Here is a 19,165-nt window from a genome sequence, read left to right as displayed (position 1 = left end):
GCCTTGCTCCTTACTCCAGGGCCTCCAGCGCGCGCCTGCCGCGGTCGCCCAGGAAGAATTCCTTGATAAACGGGTGATCGGTCTTGATCACCTCGCGGGTCGGCCCGATCGCCAACACATGTTTTTCCGCCAGTACCGCAATGCGTGTGGACAGGGCGAACAGCGTATCCAGGTCGTGCGTCACCATCACCACGGTGAGGCCCAGTTCACGGTGCAGGGACCTGATCAGCGAGACGAAGCTTTCCGACAGGTCGGGATCGAGGCCGGCGGTCGGCTCGTCCAGGAACAGCAGCTTCGGCTCCAGGGCCAACGCCCGCGCCAGCGCCACGCGCTTGATCATGCCGCCCGACAGGTCGCTTGGCATCTTGTTGGCGTGCTCCGGGCCCAGGCCCACCATATTCATTTTCAGCAGCACCGCATCGCGGATCAGGTGCTGGGGCAGGGTGCCCAGTTCCTGCATCGGCTGCGCCACGTTCTCGAACACCGTCAGCGCGGAGTACAGCGCGCCCTGCTGGAACAGCATGCCCCAGTGGTTGCGCAATTCCTGCAGGTGGCCTTGCGATGCGACCGTGATGTCCTCGCCGAAGACCCGCACGCAACCCTTGGTCGGACGCTCCAGTCCCAGCATCTGCCGCAGCAGCACCGTCTTGCCGGTGCCGGAACCGCCGACAATCGACAGGATTTCGCCGTTATGAATGGTCAGGTTGAGGTCATTGTGGATCACCGTGCGGCCGAACTTGGTCTGCAGGTTGGTGATCTCCACAGCCGGCACGCTGCCATCCAGCGTCAGCTTGCTCTCGCTTTCGGGGCAGCCGCAGCTTTCGTCTTCCTGTACCGGCAGGTCGTTCATCAGTAACCCACTCCATTGAAGACGATCGCAAACACCGCGTTCGCCAGGATCACCACCGTGATCGCCGTCACCACCGATGTAGTGGTGCCGCGGCCCAGGCTTTCCGTATTCGGCTGGATGCGCAAGCCAAAGTGGCAGGACACCATCGCAATCAGCATGCCGAAGACAGCGCCCTTGAACAAGCCGATGTAATAGTTCGCCAGCGGTACCACTTGCGGCAGCTTCATGATGAAGTAGCGGATCGACAGGTTCAATTCCACTTTGGCCGCGATCATGCCGCCGATCAGCGCAGCGGCGTCGGTCCAGATCACCAGCAGCGGCATGGAGATCGCCAGCGCGACCACTTTCGGCATGATCAGGCGGTAGCCGTGCGAAATGCCCATGACAAGCATTGCATCCAGTTCTTCCGTTACGCGCATCACGCCCAGTTGCGCCGTGATTGCCGATCCGGAGCGGCCTGCCACCAGGATTGCCGCCATCAGCGGGCCCAGCTCGCGGATCACCGACATGCCCAGCAGGTTGACCAGGTAAATGTCGCCGCCAAAGTTACGCAGCTGCTGCGCCGACAGGTAGGACAGCACCACGCCAATCAGGAAGCCCACCAGCGCGGTGATGCCCAATGCCTGGAAACCTGCATGGAAAATATTCGCCGATATCTCGCGCCATGGCCCGCGCCTTGGATTGGCGGCAAAGAGCCCCACGTCCTGCACTACCGAGCCAATCAATTGCACGAAGCCCTGCATATGTTCGAGGAAGTGCAGAACGCCGAAGCCAAGCGTCGTCACCCAGCCGAAACGTTCCTTGCGCGGGCGCGGCATTTCCAGCTTGCCGGCAGTTTCGATGCGCTTGAATATCTCTTCCTGGCCGTTGACCAGTTTCAGCTTGGCCGGACGCTTGTAATCCCAGGCGCTCCACAGCAACTGCGCACCAACGTGGTCCAGCATTTCGACCCCGCTCAGGTCCCATTCGACCGCGTGAATGTCCTTCACATGGTTAAGGCAACCAGAAATAGCCTTCATTACCCGCTTGCTGGCAAGTGCACTGACTTGCCAGGTCCCGCCGGCTGACACCGTGCGCCCGTCTGGACTGATAGATAACGTTGGCTCTTGAGCAATAGGCATGCCACCAGTGTAAAAGAGTTTCGCCTATAGCGCCACTCAGCCGGGATCAGGCTGCCAGGTGCCGCATCTGCCGCGCCGGGGCTGCGCTTGCCGGCGCCGCCGCCTTCTGTTTCATGCCATGTCCATCGCGTGCCAGCAGCTCGGTAACGGCGGTGGCCTCCATGCCGGCCACGACCAGCCAGCGCCCGACCATCACCGCCAGCCGGTCGAGCGCGATCCTGTGCGTGGCATCCGTGTTGGCATAAAGCCAATCGGAGAACGCCATGAACGATTTGAACGGACGGTCGCCCAGCAGTACCGGCACGGTATGCGTGAAGCGTCCCGAATTCGCCACGAGATCCCAGTAGCGCGCGAACCGCACCAGGCGCTGCATGGTCGAAAAATCGATGTCCCGGTTGGCCAGGATCGTATATGGCGGGTACGGGTCGTACACCATGCCGAATTCCTGTGTGTGGCGGATGATCGGCGTGCCGCGCAGCCGCTTCAGGATGCCGAACTGGATTTCGTGCGGCCCCAATGCCCACAGCTTGTCGAAGCCCTCGGCAAAGCTCTCGACCGTCTCGCCAGGCAAGCCCGCAATCAAGTCAACGTGCATGTGCACGTCCGAGTGCTCGCACAGCCAGCGGATATTGTCCGCAGCCTTGGCGTTATCCTGTTTGCGCGAGATGTTGGCCTGCACCACCGGGTTAAAGCTCTGGATGCCAATTTCGAATTGCAGTGTTCCCGGTGGGAACTTCGCGATGCCTTCCTTAAGTGCATCCGGCAAATGATCTGGTACCAGTTCGAAGTGGGCATATACAGGATCATCCGGCGCAGCGGCCAGCTTATCCAGGAAGAACTGCATGATCTTCAGGCTGGTCTTGATATTCAGGTTGAAGGTCCGGTCCACGAACTTGAAGGTGCGTGCGCCGCGGGCGTGCAGCGCCTCCATCTCCGCCAGGAAGGCATCGATATTGAAGGGCCACGCAGTCTTGTCCAGCGACGACAGGCAGAACTCGCACTTGAACGGACAGCCGCGCGAGGCCTCTACATATAAGGTGCGGTGCGCGATATCCTCGTCCGAGTAGATCGAATAGGGCAGCTTGATCTCCGCCATCGGCGGCTGCACGCCGGCATGCACCTTCATCAAAGGCTTGGGGCCGTTCAGGATCTCGCCGCACAGTTTGGGGAAGGTCACGTCGCCCCAGCCGGTGACGACATAGTCGGCCAGGCGCGCAATCTCCTGTTCACCGGTTTCATAAGAGACTTCCGGTCCACCGAGAACAATAACCAGGTGTGGCGCAACGCGCTTGAGCGTCGCGACCAGGCGGCAGGTCTCTTCTACGTTCCATATATAGACGCCGAAGCCGACGATCTTCGGCTGCGCCGCCAGGATGCGTTCAACCATCTCGGTTGTCTTCGCACCGATCACGAATTCCTGGATACGCGTCCGCGTCTGCAGCTCCCCCATATTGGCGAGCAGGTAGCGCAGGCCCAGTGAAGCATGGGTGTAGCGGGCGTTAAGAGTGGAGAGCAGGATCGTCATGATGGAGCGTGAAGCGCGAAACCTCACATTTTACTCTTGCGCGACCGGCGCTGGTCGGCTATAGTTCTGTCCCTCGCAACGCAGCACTGTTTAAACAGTAAGCGAAACGAGAAAAAGAAGGGGTTGACGAGTTGCACGCTGTACCGCATAATCTCGCTTCTCTGCTGCTGACGAACACAACGCTTCGTAACACAAAAGCAGCGATCTTTAAAAATCAACAGTCGATAAGTGTGGGCGTTTGACGATATGCCCGGACCTTCGGGTCCGATGCTCAAAATATACGTTATAACGCTCGCACAAAATTAAACGTAATCTCGAAAGAGATTTCGTCAGTATTTTGAGTGAGTGACCTCGGTAGCAATACCGAAAAACAGAGATTGAACTGAAGAGTTTGATCCTGGCTCAGATTGAACGCTGGCGGCATGCTTTACACATGCAAGTCGAACGGCAGCGCGGGCTTCGGCCTGGCGGCGAGTGGCGAACGGGTGAGTAATATATCGGAACGTACCCAAGAGTGGGGGATAACGTAGCGAAAGTTACGCTAATACCGCATACGATCTAAGGATGAAAGCAGGGGACCGCAAGGCCTTGTGCTCCTGGAGCGGCCGATATCTGATTAGCTAGTTGGTGAGGTAAAGGCTCACCAAGGCAACGATCAGTAGCTGGTCTGAGAGGACGACCAGCCACACTGGAACTGAGACACGGTCCAGACTCCTACGGGAGGCAGCAGTGGGGAATTTTGGACAATGGGGGCAACCCTGATCCAGCAATGCCGCGTGAGTGAAGAAGGCCTTCGGGTTGTAAAGCTCTTTTGTCAGGGAAGAAAAGGTCGTGGCTAATATCCACGACTGCTGACGGTACCTGAAGAATAAGCACCGGCTAACTACGTGCCAGCAGCCGCGGTAATACGTAGGGTGCAAGCGTTAATCGGAATTACTGGGCGTAAAGCGTGCGCAGGCGGTTTCGTAAGTCTGTCGTGAAATCCCCGGGCTTAACCTGGGAATGGCGATGGAGACTGCGAGGCTAGAGTTTGGCAGAGGGGGGTAGAATTCCACGTGTAGCAGTGAAATGCGTAGAGATGTGGAGGAACACCGATGGCGAAGGCAGCCCCCTGGGTCAAAACTGACGCTCATGCACGAAAGCGTGGGGAGCAAACAGGATTAGATACCCTGGTAGTCCACGCCCTAAACGATGTCTACTAGTTGTTGGGTCTTAATTGACTTAGTAACGCAGCTAACGCGTGAAGTAGACCGCCTGGGGAGTACGGTCGCAAGATTAAAACTCAAAGGAATTGACGGGGACCCGCACAAGCGGTGGATGATGTGGATTAATTCGATGCAACGCGAAAAACCTTACCTACCCTTGACATGGCAGGAATCCTGGAGAGATCTGGGAGTGCTCGAAAGAGAACCTGCACACAGGTGCTGCATGGCTGTCGTCAGCTCGTGTCGTGAGATGTTGGGTTAAGTCCCGCAACGAGCGCAACCCTTGTCATTAGTTGCTACGCAAGAGCACTCTAATGAGACTGCCGGTGACAAACCGGAGGAAGGTGGGGATGACGTCAAGTCCTCATGGCCCTTATGGGTAGGGCTTCACACGTCATACAATGGTACATACAGAGGGCCGCCAACCCGCGAGGGGGAGCTAATCCCAGAAAGTGTATCGTAGTCCGGATTGTAGTCTGCAACTCGACTACATGAAGTTGGAATCGCTAGTAATCGCGGATCAGCATGTCGCGGTGAATACGTTCCCGGGTCTTGTACACACCGCCCGTCACACCATGGGAGCGGGTTTTACCAGAAGTAGGTAGCTTAACCGTAAGGAGGGCGCTTACCACGGTAGGATTCGTGACTGGGGTGAAGTCGTAACAAGGTAGCCGTATCGGAAGGTGCGGCTGGATCACCTCCTTTCTAGAGTCGGCATCAGACTCAAACGTTCACACTTATCGGCTGTTGGAACAAGATTTCAAACGTAAGCGGCCGCGCTTAGGTTTGAACTTTATGTTCATCGTTCTTTAACAATCTGGAAGAAGTAAAAGTTTTATTAAGCGATATCGAAAGATATTACTTAGGGTAGTAGTAAAACTCATCAAACACAGTAGTAAGTGCTTGAACTTATAGCCGTCAAGGTTATAGGGACAAGTGAATAAGTGCACATGGCGGATGCCTTGGCGATTACAGGCGATGAAGGACGTAGAAGTCTGCGATAAGCTTCGGGGAGCTGACAAACAAGCTTTGATCCGAAGATTTCCGAATGGGGAAACCCGGCCTTTTAGGTCATCACTCACTGAATACATAGGTGTGTGAAGCGAACGCGGCGAACTGAAACATCTAAGTAGCTGCAGGAAAAGAAATCAACCGAGATTCCCAAAGTAGTGGCGAGCGAAATGGGAAGAGCCTGTACGTGATAGTCGTTTGGATAGTGGAAGCCTCTGGAAATAGGCGCCATAGCGGGTGATAGCCCCGTACACGAAATCCAAGCGGTGGTACTAAGCGTACGACAAGTAGGGCGGGACACGAGAAATCCTGTCTGAACATGGGGGGACCATCCTCCAAGGCTAAATACTCGTAATCGACCGATAGTGAACCAGTACCGTGAGGGAAAGGCGAAAAGAACCCCGGGAGGGGAGTGAAATAGATCCTGAAACCGTGTGCATACAAACAGTCGGAGCCTCGTAAGGGGTGACGGCGTACCTTTTGTATAATGGGTCAGCGACTTACATTCAGTGGCGAGGTTAACCAGATAGGGGAGCCGTAGAGAAATCGAGTCCGAACAGGGCGCCAGTCGCTGGGTGTAGACCCGAAACCAAGTGATCTATCCATGGCCAGGTTGAAGGTGCGGTAACACGCACTGGAGGACCGAACCCACTAATGTTGAAAAATTAGGGGATGAGCTGTGGATAGGGGTGAAAGGCTAAACAAACTTGGAAATAGCTGGTTCTCTCCGAAAACTATTTAGGTAGTGCCTCAAGTATCACCGACGGGGGTAGAGCACTGTTATGGCTAGGGGGTCATCGCGACTTACCAAACCATTGCAAACTCCGAATACCGTTGAGTGCGAGCTTGGGAGACAGACATCGGGTGCTAACGTCCGGTGTCAAGAGGGAAACAACCCAGACCGCCAGCTAAGGTCCCAAAGATTGGCTAAGTGGAAAACGAAGTGGGAAGGCTAAAACAGTCAGGATGTTGGCTTAGAAGCAGCCATCATTTAAAGAAAGCGTAATAGCTCACTGATCGAGTCGTCCTGCGCGGAAGATGTAACGGGGCTAAGCCAGTCACCGAAGCTGCGGATATCCGCAAGGATATGGTAGGAGAGCGTTCTGTAAGCCTGCGAAGGTGTCTTGTAAAGGATGCTGGAGGTATCAGAAGTGCGAATGCTGACATGAGTAGCGATAATGCGGGTGAAAAGCCCGCACGCCGTAAGCCCAAGGTTTCCTGTTCAACGTTCATCGGAGCAGGGTGAGTCGGCCCCTAAGGCGAGGCAGAGATGCGTAGCTGATGGGAAGCAGGTTAATATTCCTGCACCGTCGTATGATGCGATGGGGGGACGGATCGCGGAAGGTTGTCTGCCTGTTGGAATAGGCAGTTCCTGGTTCATAGAAGGCGCTTAGGCAAATCCGGGCGCGTAATTCAAGGGACTGGGACGAGCGGGCTTGCCCGTGAAGCAATCGGAAGTGGTTCCAAGAAAAGCCTCTAAGCTTCAGTCATACGAGACCGTACCGCAAACCGACACAGGTGGGCGAGATGAGTATTCTAAGGCGCTTGAGAGAACTCGGGAGAAGGAACTCGGCAAATTGGTACCGTAACTTCGGGATAAGGTACGCCTCGGTAGCTTGACCACTTTACTGTGGAAGGGCGAAAAGGTTGCAATAAACTGGTGGCTGCGACTGTTTAATAAAAACACAGCACTCTGCAAACACGAAAGTGGACGTATAGGGTGTGACGCCTGCCCGGTGCTGGAAGATTAAATGATGGGGTGCAAGCTCTTGATTGAAGTCCCAGTAAACGGCGGCCGTAACTATAACGGTCCTAAGGTAGCGAAATTCCTTGTCGGGTAAGTTCCGACCTGCACGAATGGCGTAACGATGGCCACACTGTCTCCTCCCGAGACTCAGCGAAGTTGAAGTGTTTGTGATGATGCAATCTACCCGCGGCTAGACGGAAAGACCCCATGAACCTTTACTGTAGCTTTGCATTGGACTTTGAACCAATCTGTGTAGGATAGGTGGGAGGCTTTGAAGTGAGGACGCCAGTTCTCATGGAGCCATCCTTGAAATACCACCCTGGTTTGTTTGAGGTTCTAACCTTGGTCCGTGATCCGGATCGGGGACAGTGCATGGTAGGCAGTTTGACTGGGGCGGTCTCCTCCCAAACGGTAACGGAGGAGTTCGAAGGTACGCTAGGTACGGTCGGACATCGTGCTAATAGTGCAATGGCATAAGCGTGCTTAACTGCGAGACCGACAAGTCGAGCAGGTACGAAAGTAGGACATAGTGATCCGGTGGTTCTGTATGGAAGGGCCATCGCTCAACGGATAAAAGGTACTCTGGGGATAACAGGCTGATTCCTCCCAAGAGTTCATATCGACGGGGGAGTTTGGCACCTCGATGTCGGCTCATCACATCCTGGGGCTGTAGCCGGTCCCAAGGGTATGGCTGTTCGCCATTTAAAGTGGTACGTGAGCTGGGTTTAAAACGTCGTGAGACAGTTTGGTCCCTATCTGCCGTGGGCGTTGGAAATTTGAAGGGGGCTGCTCCTAGTACGAGAGGACCGGAGTGGACGAACCTCTGGTGTACCGGTTGTCACGCCAGTGGCATTGCCGGGTAGCTAAGTTCGGAAGAGATAACCGCTGAAAGCATCTAAGCGGGAAACTTGCCTTAAGATGAGATTTCCCGGAGCCTTGAGCTCCTTGAAGGGTCGTTCGAGACCAGGACGTTGATAGGTCAGGTGTGGAAGTGCAGTAATGCATTAAGCTAACTGATACTAATTGCCCGTACGGCTTGTCCCTATAACCTTGACGGTTATGTAGCACTTACCGTGTTTGAGAACACTACCCCAACTTTACTTCTTCCCGATTGCGCAGCGCGCCAGATGCGCTGCACACAAGTCATGCTTGATGACCATAGCAAGTCAGTCCCACCCCTTCCCATCCCGAACAGGACCGTGAAATGACTCTGCGCCGATGATAGTGCTGCAACCAGTGTGAAAGTAGGTTATCGTCAAGCTAGTTATTCCTGGTGACGCGCCCCGCGCGAGCCAAGTACCGGTCAGTCTGATGACCATAGCAAGTCAGTCCCACCCCTTCCCATCCCGAACAGGACCGTGAAATGACTCTGCGCCGATGATAGTGCTGCAACCAGTGTGAAAGTAGGTTATCGTCAGACTAAGTAATAAGCCAAAAAGGCCCGCTGAATAGCGGGCCTTTTTGCTTTTGTGTCATCGGCATGTCACTTCCGCTATTTAAGCTGCGCCTTTTAACTCCAAAGGCCAGCATGAAAACCCTGTCGCTCCTTCCCCTTGCACTCGCCCTTGCCGCTTGCGGCGGCGGCGGCAGCGATGAACCCGTCAAACTCTCCGTGAATGGCAGCTTCGTGGACGGCGCCGTTGAAGGTGCGGACTATGTGGCCGGTACGGCTCCTAAGGCCGTAACCGGGACCAAGGGCGAGTTCACCTGCAAGGAAGGCGACTCTGTCAGCTTCAGCGTGGGCGGCATCGCTTTGGGCAGCGCTGCTTGCGCGCCGATCATCACGCCACTGCAGCTGGCAGGCGTGACCGACGTCAAGGACGTCAAGGTGGTCAACCGCCTGCTGGCACTGCAACTGCTGGATGAAGACAATGATCCGTCGAACGGCATCAAGATCACGCCTAATGTGAAAACTGCGCTTGCAGGCAAGGCCGCCGATTTTGGCGCCGCTGCCGCGGACTTCAATAAGGCTATGGCCGCAAACCTGCTTGCCGCCGGCACGGCCTATGCTGCGCGCGGCGTCGACGAAGATCGCCGCCAGTTGGTGCGTGAACACTTCGAAGACACGCTGGCCTCCAAAGTTGGCACGCCGGTGCAGGAGACCTTCGCCCAAGCCGCTGCCACCGTTACCGTGACGCGCTACCAAGTGCAGGCCGCGAACAGCTTCTACATTCCTTACGAAGGCAGCAATGCCAAGGTCAAGGCCGATTTTCCACTGGGCTTCCTGCCATCCTATGGATCCGCGCTGGCCTTCAAAGGCACGACTGCCAACGGCGACCTGGAGTTCTACGGGATGACCGACCGCGGCCCGAACGGCGACGGCCCGAATGTCCCGACTCCGGGCGGCAGCGGCACCATGGGCGCCAAGATCTTCCCATCGCCGGGGTTTACGCCATCGATCGGCATCATCACGGTCGGCAAGGGTGGCGCCGTGCTTAACTCCTCGCTGCCGATCAAGGTCTCGGCGAGCGCCAACAGTTCCGGCCTGGCCATCCCGGCGGGTACGCTGGGCAATTCCGCCGAGGTGCCTGTCTTCGACGCGATGAAGTACGACACCACGACCAAGGCGGTATTCAGCGCTAACGGGCTCGATACTGAAGCCATTGCCTTCGACAAGAAGCGCAATGCCCTGTGGGTGTCCGACGAATACGGCCCCTTCATCGTGAAGATCGACGCCACAAGTGGTGTGATCCAGTCCCGCTATGCACCGGGCAGCGGCCTGCCTGCCATCTTCGCCAAGCGGCGCGCCAATCGCGGCATGGAAGGCATGGCACTCGATACCTCGACCGACAAGCTGCATGGCTTCCTGCAAAGCCCATTAAGCGATGGCAGCGCGCCGTATTCGGTGAGCGGCAAGAGCGAGCAGGTGGAACGCTTTGCGCGCTTCACCCGCTGGATTGAGTTTGATCCGGCGACCGGCACCACTGGCCGCATGCTTGCTTATCCCCTGAATGGCGCCGATTACGCCGACGGCCGCACCGGCAATGCCAAACTGGGCGACATGGCCGCACTCGGCAATGGCAAGTTCATCGTGATCGAGCAGGGCTCCGCACCGGGCGGCAAGGTATTCAACAAGCTGATGCTGGTGGAGATCGGCAGCGCTACCGACATCAATGCCGCGGCCTACAACCCGGCCACCTCCGACCTGGAAAAGAGCTCGATGGGCGCGGCCGCGGTAAACGGTGCCGACTGGTCCAAGGTTGTCACCCTGAAGAAGACGATGCTGCTGGACCTGAACGCCATCGGCTGGCTGGCCGAGAAGGCCGAGGGCCTGACCATCGTCGACGGCAGCACTATTGCACTGGCCAACGATAACGACTTCGGCCTCAAGACCAAAATCTTCACGCCAGCCGGCGAGGAAGTGGCCAATGCCGATGTCACCAAGTGCAATGCCGATGCAAACGGCGCCATCATCACCAGCAACGCAACCGGCTGCAATGCGGCCAACAGCATCCGCGTTGCGCGTGGCGACGATCGTGAGCGTCCAAGCCGCTTGTGGCTGATTAAGTTCTCGAAGGCACTTAACACCTATTGATGTTCGTGCGCCGCCTCCCTGTCGGCAGCAGCATAATGCCGACAGGGAGGTGCGCGATGATTGAACTGGACGGTTCGACGGGCGAAGGCGGTGGGCAGATCCTGCGCACGTCGCTGACTTTGTCGATGATTACCGGTCAGGCTTTTCGCATCCGGAATATCCGTGCCAATCGCCAGCCGCCTGGCTTGCGGCGCCAGCACCTGTCGGCGGTACGCGCGGCAGCGATCGCCTGCGGTGCCACCGTCACCCACGCCGAAGTCGGCTCGACTTCACTGGAGTTCACGCCCGGCCGTGTGACCGGCGGCGTGTATGACTTCGATATCGGCACTGCGGGCAGCACCACACTCGTGCTGCAAACCCTTATCCCAGCCCTGCTGTTCGCTGAACAGCCGACTGTCGTCACCGTCAGCGGCGGAACGCATAATCCCAAGGCGCCGCCTGCCGAGTTCCTGCAGCGGGCCTATCGCCGAGTGCTCGCGGCCATGGGTGTGGACGTCTCGATCGATATCGAGCGTTATGGTTTTTACCCCGCCGGCGGCGGCAGCATCTCAGCCAACGTCTGGCCATGCAAGCAGCTGCGCCGCCTTGATTTGCTCGACCGGGGCGGCTTGCAGGAGGCATTCGCGCAAGCGATTGCCGCGCGCTTGCCAGCACAGGTGGCGCAGCGGCAGTACGCGACCGTGCGCAACCTGCTGGGATGGGAGGGCAATCAACTGCGCGAAGTGCTGTCGCCGCCCTCGGACAGCCCGGGCAATGCGATCTTGCTGACCATCGAGAGCGAAACGGTGACGGAAGTTTTCTCCGCCATTGGCGACCGCGGGGTGCGCGCCGAGGCTGTCGCGCGCGAGGCGACGCTGGAGGCGCGCCGCTACCTCGCTTCCGGCGCTGCGGTGGGCGAGCATCTTGGTGACCAGGTGATGCTGCCGATGGCGCTGGCTGGTGGCGGCGCCTACACGCTGGACCACGTATCGCAGCATGCGATCACGAATGCGGAAGTGATCACCCATTTCCTCCCGGTGACGATCGGTTTCGAGCAGGGCGAGCGCTTCAACACCTGCCATGTGCGTGCCAAGATCTAGCTGACCTGGTCCCATTCCAGGCCAAAGCGGGCCAGGTATTTCTTCAGGCGGTCGGCATCGTTCGGCTTTGCCTTGCCAAGACGCGAGGCTGCGAACAGCTTGCGCCCGGCATCGGACATGGTTTTCGACTGGCGGCAAACGGCGATCACGGCTTCGAGCTGCACGCGGTCGAACAGGTCGATTTGGCCGAGGGCCTCTTCATCGAACAAGCCGTCAAGCGTCGCCGTCGCCTTGACGCCTTCTGCCAGGGGGCGCCATTGGCGCTGCAGGCGCGCCACCTCCGCAGTGACGATCGGTGCCGTGATGCGGCCGGCATCGGCAAGCGTTGCCATGCGTGTGACGGAGGCCGACAGGTCGCGAAAGTTGCCATTCCATAGCGCGTCTGGCGAAGCAGCAAAACGCATGTATTGCTGGCGTGCCTCGGTATTGAAACGCACCATGGAGCCGTTCTCCGCGCCGAACTGCGCTAGCAGGTAGTCCAGGTTTGGCTCGATATCTTCCGGCCGGTCGCCCAGGCCGGGCAGGGAATAGGTCCACAGGTTGATGCGCGCGAAAAGGTCTTCGCGGAAGCGGCCCGCCGCTACTTCACGCCCCAGGTCGCGGTTGGTGCCGGCGATGAGCTGGAAGTCGCTGCGCACTTCGTGGTCGCCGCCCATCGGCAGGAAGCGCTTCTCTTCGACCGCCTTGAGCAGCATGGCTTGCTCGTCCAGCCCCAGTTCGCCGATCTCGTCGAGGAACAGCAAGCCTTTGTGCGCAGTGCGCAGCAAGCCCGGGCGGTCCGATGCCGCGCCCGTGAACGCGCCTTTCACGTGGCCGAACAGGGTCGAGCCGGCGCCGTCGCCGTGCAGGGTGGCGCAGTTGATCTCGACGAAAGCGCCGTCGAGCTGGTGGCGCGCTTTCTTCAATTCGTACACGCGGCGCGCCAGGAAGGATTTGCCCGCACCGGTTGGTCCCATCAGCAGCATTGGCGCGCGCGACCGCGCTGCCACGTGTTCGATCTCGTCGATCAGGAGGTTGAACTGCGGGTTGCGCGTGGCGATGCCGGACTTCAGGAATTCCACGCCTTCGCGCTGCGCATTGGAGAAGCGCTGCGCAATCTGGTCGTAGCGCGACAGGTCCAGGTCGATCAGCACGTAGTCGCCGGTCTTGCCGGGGGCCGCGCGGCGCGGCGGGGAGGTCTGCAGCAGTCGGCCAGGGAAGTAGCGCGCTTCCGTCATCAGGAACAGGCAAATCTGCGCGACGTGGGTGCCGGTGGTGATGTGCACCCAATACTCCTCGTTCTCGGTATCGAAGTGGTAATGGCGCGCGAAGTCGAAAAGCTGGCTGTAGACGTCCTCGAAGTCCCACCAGTCGCTGATCGGCAGCGTGTGGCGCTGCACGACGGTCTCCGGCGAGATGGCGTGCATATCCTCTTCGATCTGCCGCGCCAGGCTGTCGTGATGAGCGCTGGCCAGCAGCTCGAAACGGTCGACGACCAGGTCTTCATGCTGCAGCAGCGAGACGCTGGGACGCCATTTCTCCCAGCGCGCGGAAGTGCGCGGTCCACCGTCCAATTGCGTGCCGAGGAAGCCGAGGATGACTATCTTCTTTTTCATTGAGTATAAATATTTATCTTTTCGGATAATTTATCACAACAGTCGATTTCCATGAATCTATATTTATCAAGTACTTAACAAGCTGGCACACCCTTTGCAATAGATGAGATACGCAAAGACGAAAGGAGATCAAAATGGCGGAATCACAAATCAAGGCTTGGACCATCAGCGCCGGCGCAGTCGGCAGGAAACCCGTAAAACGCAGCTACGGCGGCGTGAACGCGGCGATGAATATTTCCACCAGCCGCCGCCACACAACCGTCAGCTGGCATGCCGAGCCGCTCCCCGGCAAAGGCCGCACGGTGTGGAATGGCGTGGTCTCCAACCTTGTCGGCGCAGATTAATCGTTAGAAGATGAGAACTATGATGAATGATAAAGAATTCGAAGTAATGGAAGTATCGGGCGGTAGCCCGGTAAAGATGTGGACCAAGGGCGTGCCGGTGGAATCGGAAGCGCGCCAGCAATTGGCCAACACGGCCAAGATGCCCTTCATCTACAAGCATATTGCGGTGATGCCGGACGTCCACCTGGGTAAGGGTTCGACCATCGGTAGCGTGATCCCGACCCTGGGTGCGATCATCCCGGCGGCAGTCGGCGTGGACATCGGCTGCGGGATGATGGCCGCCAAGACCACCCTGAATGCGCGTGACCTGCCGGACAACCTGGGCCCGCTGCGCAGCGCGATCGAAAAAGCGATCCCGCACGGCCTGACCCCGAAATTCCGTGGCCGCGATCGCGGTTCATGGGAGAACCCGCCATCGGCCGTTGACGTGGCGTGGGGCCAGTTGAAGGACGAATTCGACGTGATCTGCGAGAAAACGCCGAAGCTGAAGAACACCAACAACTACCGCCACCTGGGTACCCTGGGTTCGGGTAACCACTTCGTCGAAGTGTGCCTGGACGAAGAGGGCTCGGTGTGGTTCATGCTGCACTCCGGTTCGCGCGGTGTTGGTAATGCCATCGGTTCCCACTTCATCGAACTGGCGCAAAAGGATATGCGTACCCATATCGCCAACCTGCCGGACAAGGACCTGGCCTACCTGGAAGAAGGGACCCAGCACTACGACGACTACGTGGAAGCGGTGGGATGGGCGCAGAAGTTCGCCCGCATGAACCGTGAAGTGATGATGCAGAACCTGATCGCCTCCGTGCGTACCGTCATTACCAAGCCGTTCCAGACGCACGTGGAAGCAGTGAACTGCCACCACAACTACGTGCAGAAAGAGCGCCACTTCGGTAAGGACGTGCTGGTGACCCGTAAAGGCGCGGTTTCGGCGCGCGCAGGCGAACTGGGGATCATTCCGGGTTCGATGGGGGCAAAGAGCTTCATCGTGCGCGGTAAAGGCAACCCTGAGAGCTTCAACAGCTGCAGCCACGGTGCCGGCCGTACCATGAGCCGTAACGAGGCGAAGCGCCGCTTTTCGCTGGAAGACCAGGTGAAAGCGACGGAAGGCGTCGAGTGCCGCAAGGACGAAGGGGTGATCGATGAAATCCCGATGGCCTATAAGGACATTGAAGCTGTCATGAAGGCGCAGGAAGAGCTGGTTGAAGTTGTGCATACCCTGAAGCAGGTTGTATGCGTTAAAGGATAAAGAACAAGAATGATTGAAATTGATGGATCCCAGGGGGAGGGCGGCGGCCAGGTGCTGCGCACCGCGCTGACGCTCTCGATGATTACCGGCCAGCCGTTCCGTATCTCGAACATCCGGGCCAACCGCTCGAAACCGGGCTTGATGCGGCAGCACCTTGCATCGGTCAAGGCGGCGACGGAAATCTCCGGCGCGAAAGTTGAAGGCGACACGCTGGGCTCGACCAGCCTGATGTTCGAACCGGGTGCGATCAAGGCCGGCGTATATGAATTCCAGATCGGTACGGCCGGCAGCTCGACGCTGGTGCTGCAGACCGTGGTGCCGGCGCTGTTGTACGCCTCGGGCGAGTCCGTGGTGCGCGTCAGCGGCGGCACCCATAACGCCAAGGCGCCGCCTGCGGAATTTCTGCAACGCGCCTACGGCCGCGCCATGGCCGACATGGGCGCGCAAGTTGAATTCGTGCTTGAGCGCACCGGGTTTTACCCGGCTGGCGGCGGTGCGGTGCGGGCCACCGTGAAGCCGCTGGCGGCCTGGCGCCAACTGGCGCTGGAAGCGCGCGGCGAGCGGCGCGAAGCGTATGCCGAGAGCCTGGTCGCCGCCGTTCCGGCCGGCGTGGCAAAGCGCGAGCTCGATTGCGTGGCAAGCGCCATGGGTTGGTCGGGCGACCAGTTGCGTTTCCGCACGCTGCCGGACAACTGGGGGCCAGGGAACGCGCTCCTGATCACACTCGATCACGAACACGTAACGGAAGTCTTCGTCGCCTTCGGCGAAAAGGCCCGGCGTGCGGAAGAGGTGGCGCGCGATGCTGTGGCGCAGGCGCGCCGCTTCATCGCCTCGGGTGCCGCGGTCAGCGAGCATCTGGCAGACCAGTTGCTGGTCCCGATGGCGCTGGGCGGCGGCGGCAGCTTCACCATGGACGTGCTGTCGCAGCACACCCGCACCAACGCCGAAGTTATCGCACGATTCCTGCCGGTTTCGATCACCTTCGAGAAGCGTGATGCGTGCAGCTATTGCGAGGTTAAACCTGGATAAGCTGGTGCCGCACCCGCGATTTCGCGGGAAGCCTCCCCGTGCGCAACTCAAGCTCACTGAGCAGGAGGTGCGCGGATCCTACTGGCGCTACTCGGATGCGCATATTCTTCCGGCCACCGCCCTTCGGGCCGACTTGAGTGTACAGCGCTACGCGGTTTTTCCGCGGCCGTACTACGTGGACATGCTGAAAACCTGTGTCGAGTGTTCGCGGGCGTTCATTTTCTTTGCACGCGAACAGCGCTACTGGTATGAGACGCTGGGCTTCTACATTGATGTCGACTGTGTGCGCTGTGTCGAGTGCCGTCGCAAACAGCACACGGTTAAGCGCCATAGGGAGCGATACGCAGAGTTCCAGGCGCGGGAATCGTTGTCGCGTAAAGAAATGATGCATTTTGTTGATGACTGCATTTTTCTATTCCAGCAGGGGAGGCTGAAGAACCGTTCCCATTTGGGAAAAATCAAAAACGCGGCGCTGAAACAGATACCTGAATACGCTGGAACCAAAACGCTCCAGCTATTGCTGCAATCCTCCCGCACGATTGGCGAATTAGCTAGCTAATTTGGTTACTCCGTGGCAAAATTTGGCCTCGTTGTATTTAATATAACTTTGCTGGACCCGCCATGAACAAAAAGACTCTGGCCAAAATCGCCGCGGCAGTTGTTGTCGTTGCCGGCGGTGTTTTCGCCTACCGGGCTTTTGGCTGGGGCGCCATGAACGGCCCCGTCAACAGCCTGAAGATCGACCTGTCCAAGCCGGACGCGCTGGTCGTCACCAAAAGCCTTTCCAGCCTGCCGCGTGATCTGCTGACCGTGCCATTGGCGCGCGACGTGCTGCGCGAAGACTTCCTGTTCTATTACGAACAGACCGAAGACCGCCTTGGCCTGAAAGGCAGCCTGCGCCGCATCGCCTACGAGCATGAACTGGGCTGGGGCGACCAGTTGATCCGCATGGTGCTGGACGAGCCGGCGGAAGTGGCCATGTGGCGCGATGCCGATGGCTCACTCAAACACTACGTGATCTCCGTTTCGCGCGGCAAGCTGGCGCGCGTGCTGGAAGAAGCGGGCAAGGTGGCGCTGAAGGATGCGCAGCTCACCATTGCCGGCGAATTGCGGGTCGATGGCGACAAGGTGCCTGTGTACGCGTTGAACTACGCCTACCAGCGCAACCTGCTGTTCGCAGCACACGGCGAACGCATGGTGATCCTGTCCCATCCCGGCATGCTGTATGGCTCCGACCGCACCGAGAGCGACGACACGGCGCAAGAAACCGTCGCCAAGCTGCTGGGGAAAAACTCTGCGCAGCAGAAGGTCTTCCACGACCAGTTCCACTTTGAGAAAACGGCGCAGGACGGGCACAGCATCGCCATCAAGGCCGATTTCCTCTCCTTTGGCTATCAGCCTTTCTTTAGCGGCCTGGAAGCGCTGCGCTTCGATTTCAGCAAGGGCGCCTGGCGCTCGCAGGTACTGCTCGACGCGGCCAAACTGCCGAAAGACGGCTATGACAGCAGTGCCCTGTGGAGCGCGCTGCCCTATAACCCCAGCAGCTGCTTCACGTTGCCGGTGGATTGGAACAGCCTGCAGCCGGTGCTGAAAAGCATAAGCGGCAAGACCAGCCAGCCGGTGCTGCCGCTGGCGACCGAGCTGAGTGGCCCGGCCGCTGCCTGCTGGTACGGCAGCTCCCGCCTGCATACGCCGGTATTCGTCGCCAACCGTGCCGGCGGCAATGAGGCGCTGTTCGAAAGCCTGTTCCAGGCCGCGATCCGCGACGGCAAGGGTGTCCAGAAGCAGCAAGGCAGGAAGGGTGAATTGCGCTGGAACGGCTCGGTTTCCACTGCGCAGGGCGAAACCACACCGACACTGGCTGTCAGCGGCAATACCGTGGTGTTCTCGGCGGACGGCAAGCTGGTCGACCAGGTGCTGGCCGTGAAGCGCAAGGAAATGCCTGCCGCTTCGGACCTGCTGCCCGACGCCAAGCATACCGTGGGCCTGATTGCGCCGGCTTCGCTGGCCAGGCTGATCGAACAAGAGAGCTTCAATACCCTGCCGAGCCAGCGCGAGCCTGTTCTGCGCGGCGCGGTCGATTCGCATCTGGTGCCGCGCCTGCAGGCGCTGAAAAAGTACCCGCCTTACCGCATGGTGCTGAAGTCGGTCCCGGCCAAAGGCGTGTCATGGCAAGCACTGGAATGGCAGGCAGCAGGAAAATGAAACGGCGCAGTACCTTGCGCCTGCTGGCCGGGTGTGCTGCTGCAGTAGCCGCGCCCCAGGTGCTGGCGCTGACGAGCGCCAGGGACACGCAGGTGCGCCTGTCGCAGGCGCAGTCGCGCGCCTTCCAGGCGTGGATGCTGCGCATCATCAGCGCCCAGGTCGAGCAAGGGCCTTCGCCGCGCTGGCACCACCGCGACTGCGCGGGGCTGGTGCGATTTGCGGTCAACGAAGCCCTGTCCGTGCATGACGCCAGGTGGATGCGCGCCAACGGCATTGCAAGCGACCACCGCCTGCCGCCGGAACTGGACCTGACGCCGCAACAGGCAGCCCTGCGCAACCGATGGGTGCAAGGCGAGGGCAAGGTAGGCCACTTCGTCACGGCGCTGGCGCTGGTCCAGCACAACAGCCGCTTCGTGGCGCGTGAACTCAGCCAGGCGCTGCCCGGCGACCTGCTGTTCTACGACCAGGGCGACGAACAACATCTGATGGTGTGGATGGGGGCGCATATCGCCTACCACACGGGCACCGTCACCCCAACCGACAACGGTCTTCGTACCGTCGATATTCAACAACTAACGACATGGAAGGACACGCGGTGGCAACCAGCGGTCAACAATCCCAACTTCGCCGGCGTATTCCGGCTGTCATTTCTGTCCTGAAGCTGTGCCTC

12 protein-coding genes and 4 rRNA genes are annotated in these 19,165 nt (G+C 58.9%); 12 read left to right on the top strand and 4 right to left on the bottom strand.

From position 1 onward, the window contains the following. Positions 1 to 10: 10 nt before the first annotated feature. From ACWBU6_RS29375 to ACWBU6_RS29365, 3 genes are read right to left on the bottom strand one after another with little or no spacing between them, the layout of a single operon-like run. Entirely contained in the window at positions 11 to 850 is an 840-nt protein-coding gene (locus ACWBU6_RS29375; protein ID WP_452646843.1) for an ABC transporter ATP-binding protein, read from the bottom strand. Next, complete coding sequence (locus tag ACWBU6_RS29370) at positions 850 to 1,971, bottom strand: MlaE family ABC transporter permease (protein WP_452646842.1); 1,122 nt, start codon at positions 1,969 to 1,971, stop codon at positions 850 to 852. The genes ACWBU6_RS29375 and ACWBU6_RS29370 overlap by 1 nt, the downstream gene beginning before the upstream one ends. A gap of 46 nt (positions 1,972 to 2,017) precedes the next feature. Beyond that, a complete protein-coding gene (locus ACWBU6_RS29365) occupies positions 2,018 to 3,496 on the bottom strand; it encodes a DUF4080 domain-containing protein (RefSeq protein WP_452646841.1) in 1,479 nt (492 codons plus the stop codon). Between the two features lie 379 nt (positions 3,497 to 3,875). On the opposite strand from ACWBU6_RS29365, the gene ACWBU6_RS29360 reads away from it, so the two are divergent. The 6 genes from ACWBU6_RS29360 to rtcA (ACWBU6_RS29335) all read left to right on the top strand — a co-directional run bounded on the left by ACWBU6_RS29360 (position 3,876) and on the right by rtcA (ACWBU6_RS29335) (position 12,073). Next, positions 3,876 to 5,406 (top strand): 16S ribosomal RNA (locus tag ACWBU6_RS29360). Between the two features lie 225 nt (positions 5,407 to 5,631). After that, positions 5,632 to 8,503, top strand: a 23S ribosomal RNA gene (locus ACWBU6_RS29355). 104 nt (positions 8,504 to 8,607) lie between these two features. Beyond that, positions 8,608 to 8,720, top strand: a 5S ribosomal RNA gene (rrf, locus tag ACWBU6_RS29350). 46 nt (positions 8,721 to 8,766) lie between these two features. Next, a 5S ribosomal RNA gene (rrf, locus tag ACWBU6_RS29345) occupies positions 8,767 to 8,879 on the top strand. Together the 16S, 23S and 5S rRNA genes form the textbook arrangement of a ribosomal RNA operon. A gap of 108 nt (positions 8,880 to 8,987) precedes the next feature. Further along, a complete protein-coding gene (locus tag ACWBU6_RS29340; RefSeq protein ID WP_452646840.1) occupies positions 8,988 to 10,994 on the top strand; it encodes an esterase-like activity of phytase family protein in 2,007 nt (668 codons plus the stop codon). 56 nt (positions 10,995 to 11,050) lie between these two features. Next, positions 11,051 to 12,073, top strand: coding sequence for an RNA 3'-terminal phosphate cyclase (gene rtcA, locus ACWBU6_RS29335; RefSeq protein WP_452646839.1), 1,023 nt, complete (start codon positions 11,051 to 11,053; stop codon positions 12,071 to 12,073). Here the strand turns inward: rtcA (ACWBU6_RS29335) and rtcR are convergent. After that, positions 12,070 to 13,668 carry an RNA repair transcriptional activator RtcR gene (gene rtcR, locus ACWBU6_RS29330; protein WP_452646838.1) on the bottom strand — a complete coding sequence of 533 codons (1,599 nt, stop codon included), beginning with the start codon at positions 13,666 to 13,668 and terminating at the stop codon, positions 12,070 to 12,072. The two genes, rtcA (ACWBU6_RS29335) and rtcR, sit on opposite strands and share 4 nt — an antisense overlap. A 134-nt stretch (positions 13,669 to 13,802) precedes the next feature. Here rtcR and ACWBU6_RS29325 point away from each other — a divergent pair, with 134 nt between their 5' ends. From ACWBU6_RS29325 to ACWBU6_RS29300, 6 genes are all read left to right on the top strand, one after another. After that, the gene (locus tag ACWBU6_RS29325) at positions 13,803 to 14,012 is read left to right on the top strand and encodes a hypothetical protein (RefSeq protein WP_452646837.1); all 210 of its coding nucleotides are present in this window, start codon (positions 13,803 to 13,805) and stop codon (positions 14,010 to 14,012) included. 22 nt (positions 14,013 to 14,034) lie between these two features. After that, a complete protein-coding gene (locus tag ACWBU6_RS29320; protein WP_452649633.1) occupies positions 14,035 to 15,261 on the top strand; it encodes an RtcB family protein in 1,227 nt (408 codons plus the stop codon). A 9-nt stretch (positions 15,262 to 15,270) separates the two neighbouring features. Beyond that, on the top strand, positions 15,271 to 16,290 hold the full coding sequence (gene rtcA, locus ACWBU6_RS29315; protein WP_452646836.1) for an RNA 3'-terminal phosphate cyclase: 1,020 nt from the start codon (positions 15,271 to 15,273) through the stop codon (positions 16,288 to 16,290). Then, positions 16,256 to 16,849: a zinc-ribbon domain containing protein gene (locus ACWBU6_RS29310; RefSeq protein ID WP_452646835.1), complete on the top strand. Its 594-nt coding sequence runs from the start codon at positions 16,256 to 16,258 to the stop codon at positions 16,847 to 16,849. The genes rtcA (ACWBU6_RS29315) and ACWBU6_RS29310 overlap by 35 nt, the downstream gene beginning before the upstream one ends. Before the next feature lie 62 nt (positions 16,850 to 16,911). Next, positions 16,912 to 18,495, top strand: coding sequence for a DUF2138 family protein (locus tag ACWBU6_RS29305; RefSeq protein ID WP_452646834.1), 1,584 nt, complete (start codon positions 16,912 to 16,914; stop codon positions 18,493 to 18,495). Beyond that, positions 18,492 to 19,154 carry a DUF1175 family protein gene (locus ACWBU6_RS29300; protein ID WP_452646833.1) on the top strand — a complete coding sequence of 221 codons (663 nt, stop codon included), beginning with the start codon at positions 18,492 to 18,494 and terminating at the stop codon, positions 19,152 to 19,154. Before ACWBU6_RS29305 ends, ACWBU6_RS29300 begins: the two co-directional genes overlap by 4 nt. Positions 19,155 to 19,165 lie beyond the last annotated feature (11 nt).

This window comes from Pseudoduganella sp. HUAS MS19 (assembly GCF_053615455.1).
Note: the sequence above shows the minus strand (reverse complement) of the source record. Positions and strands in the feature narration are given on the sequence as shown.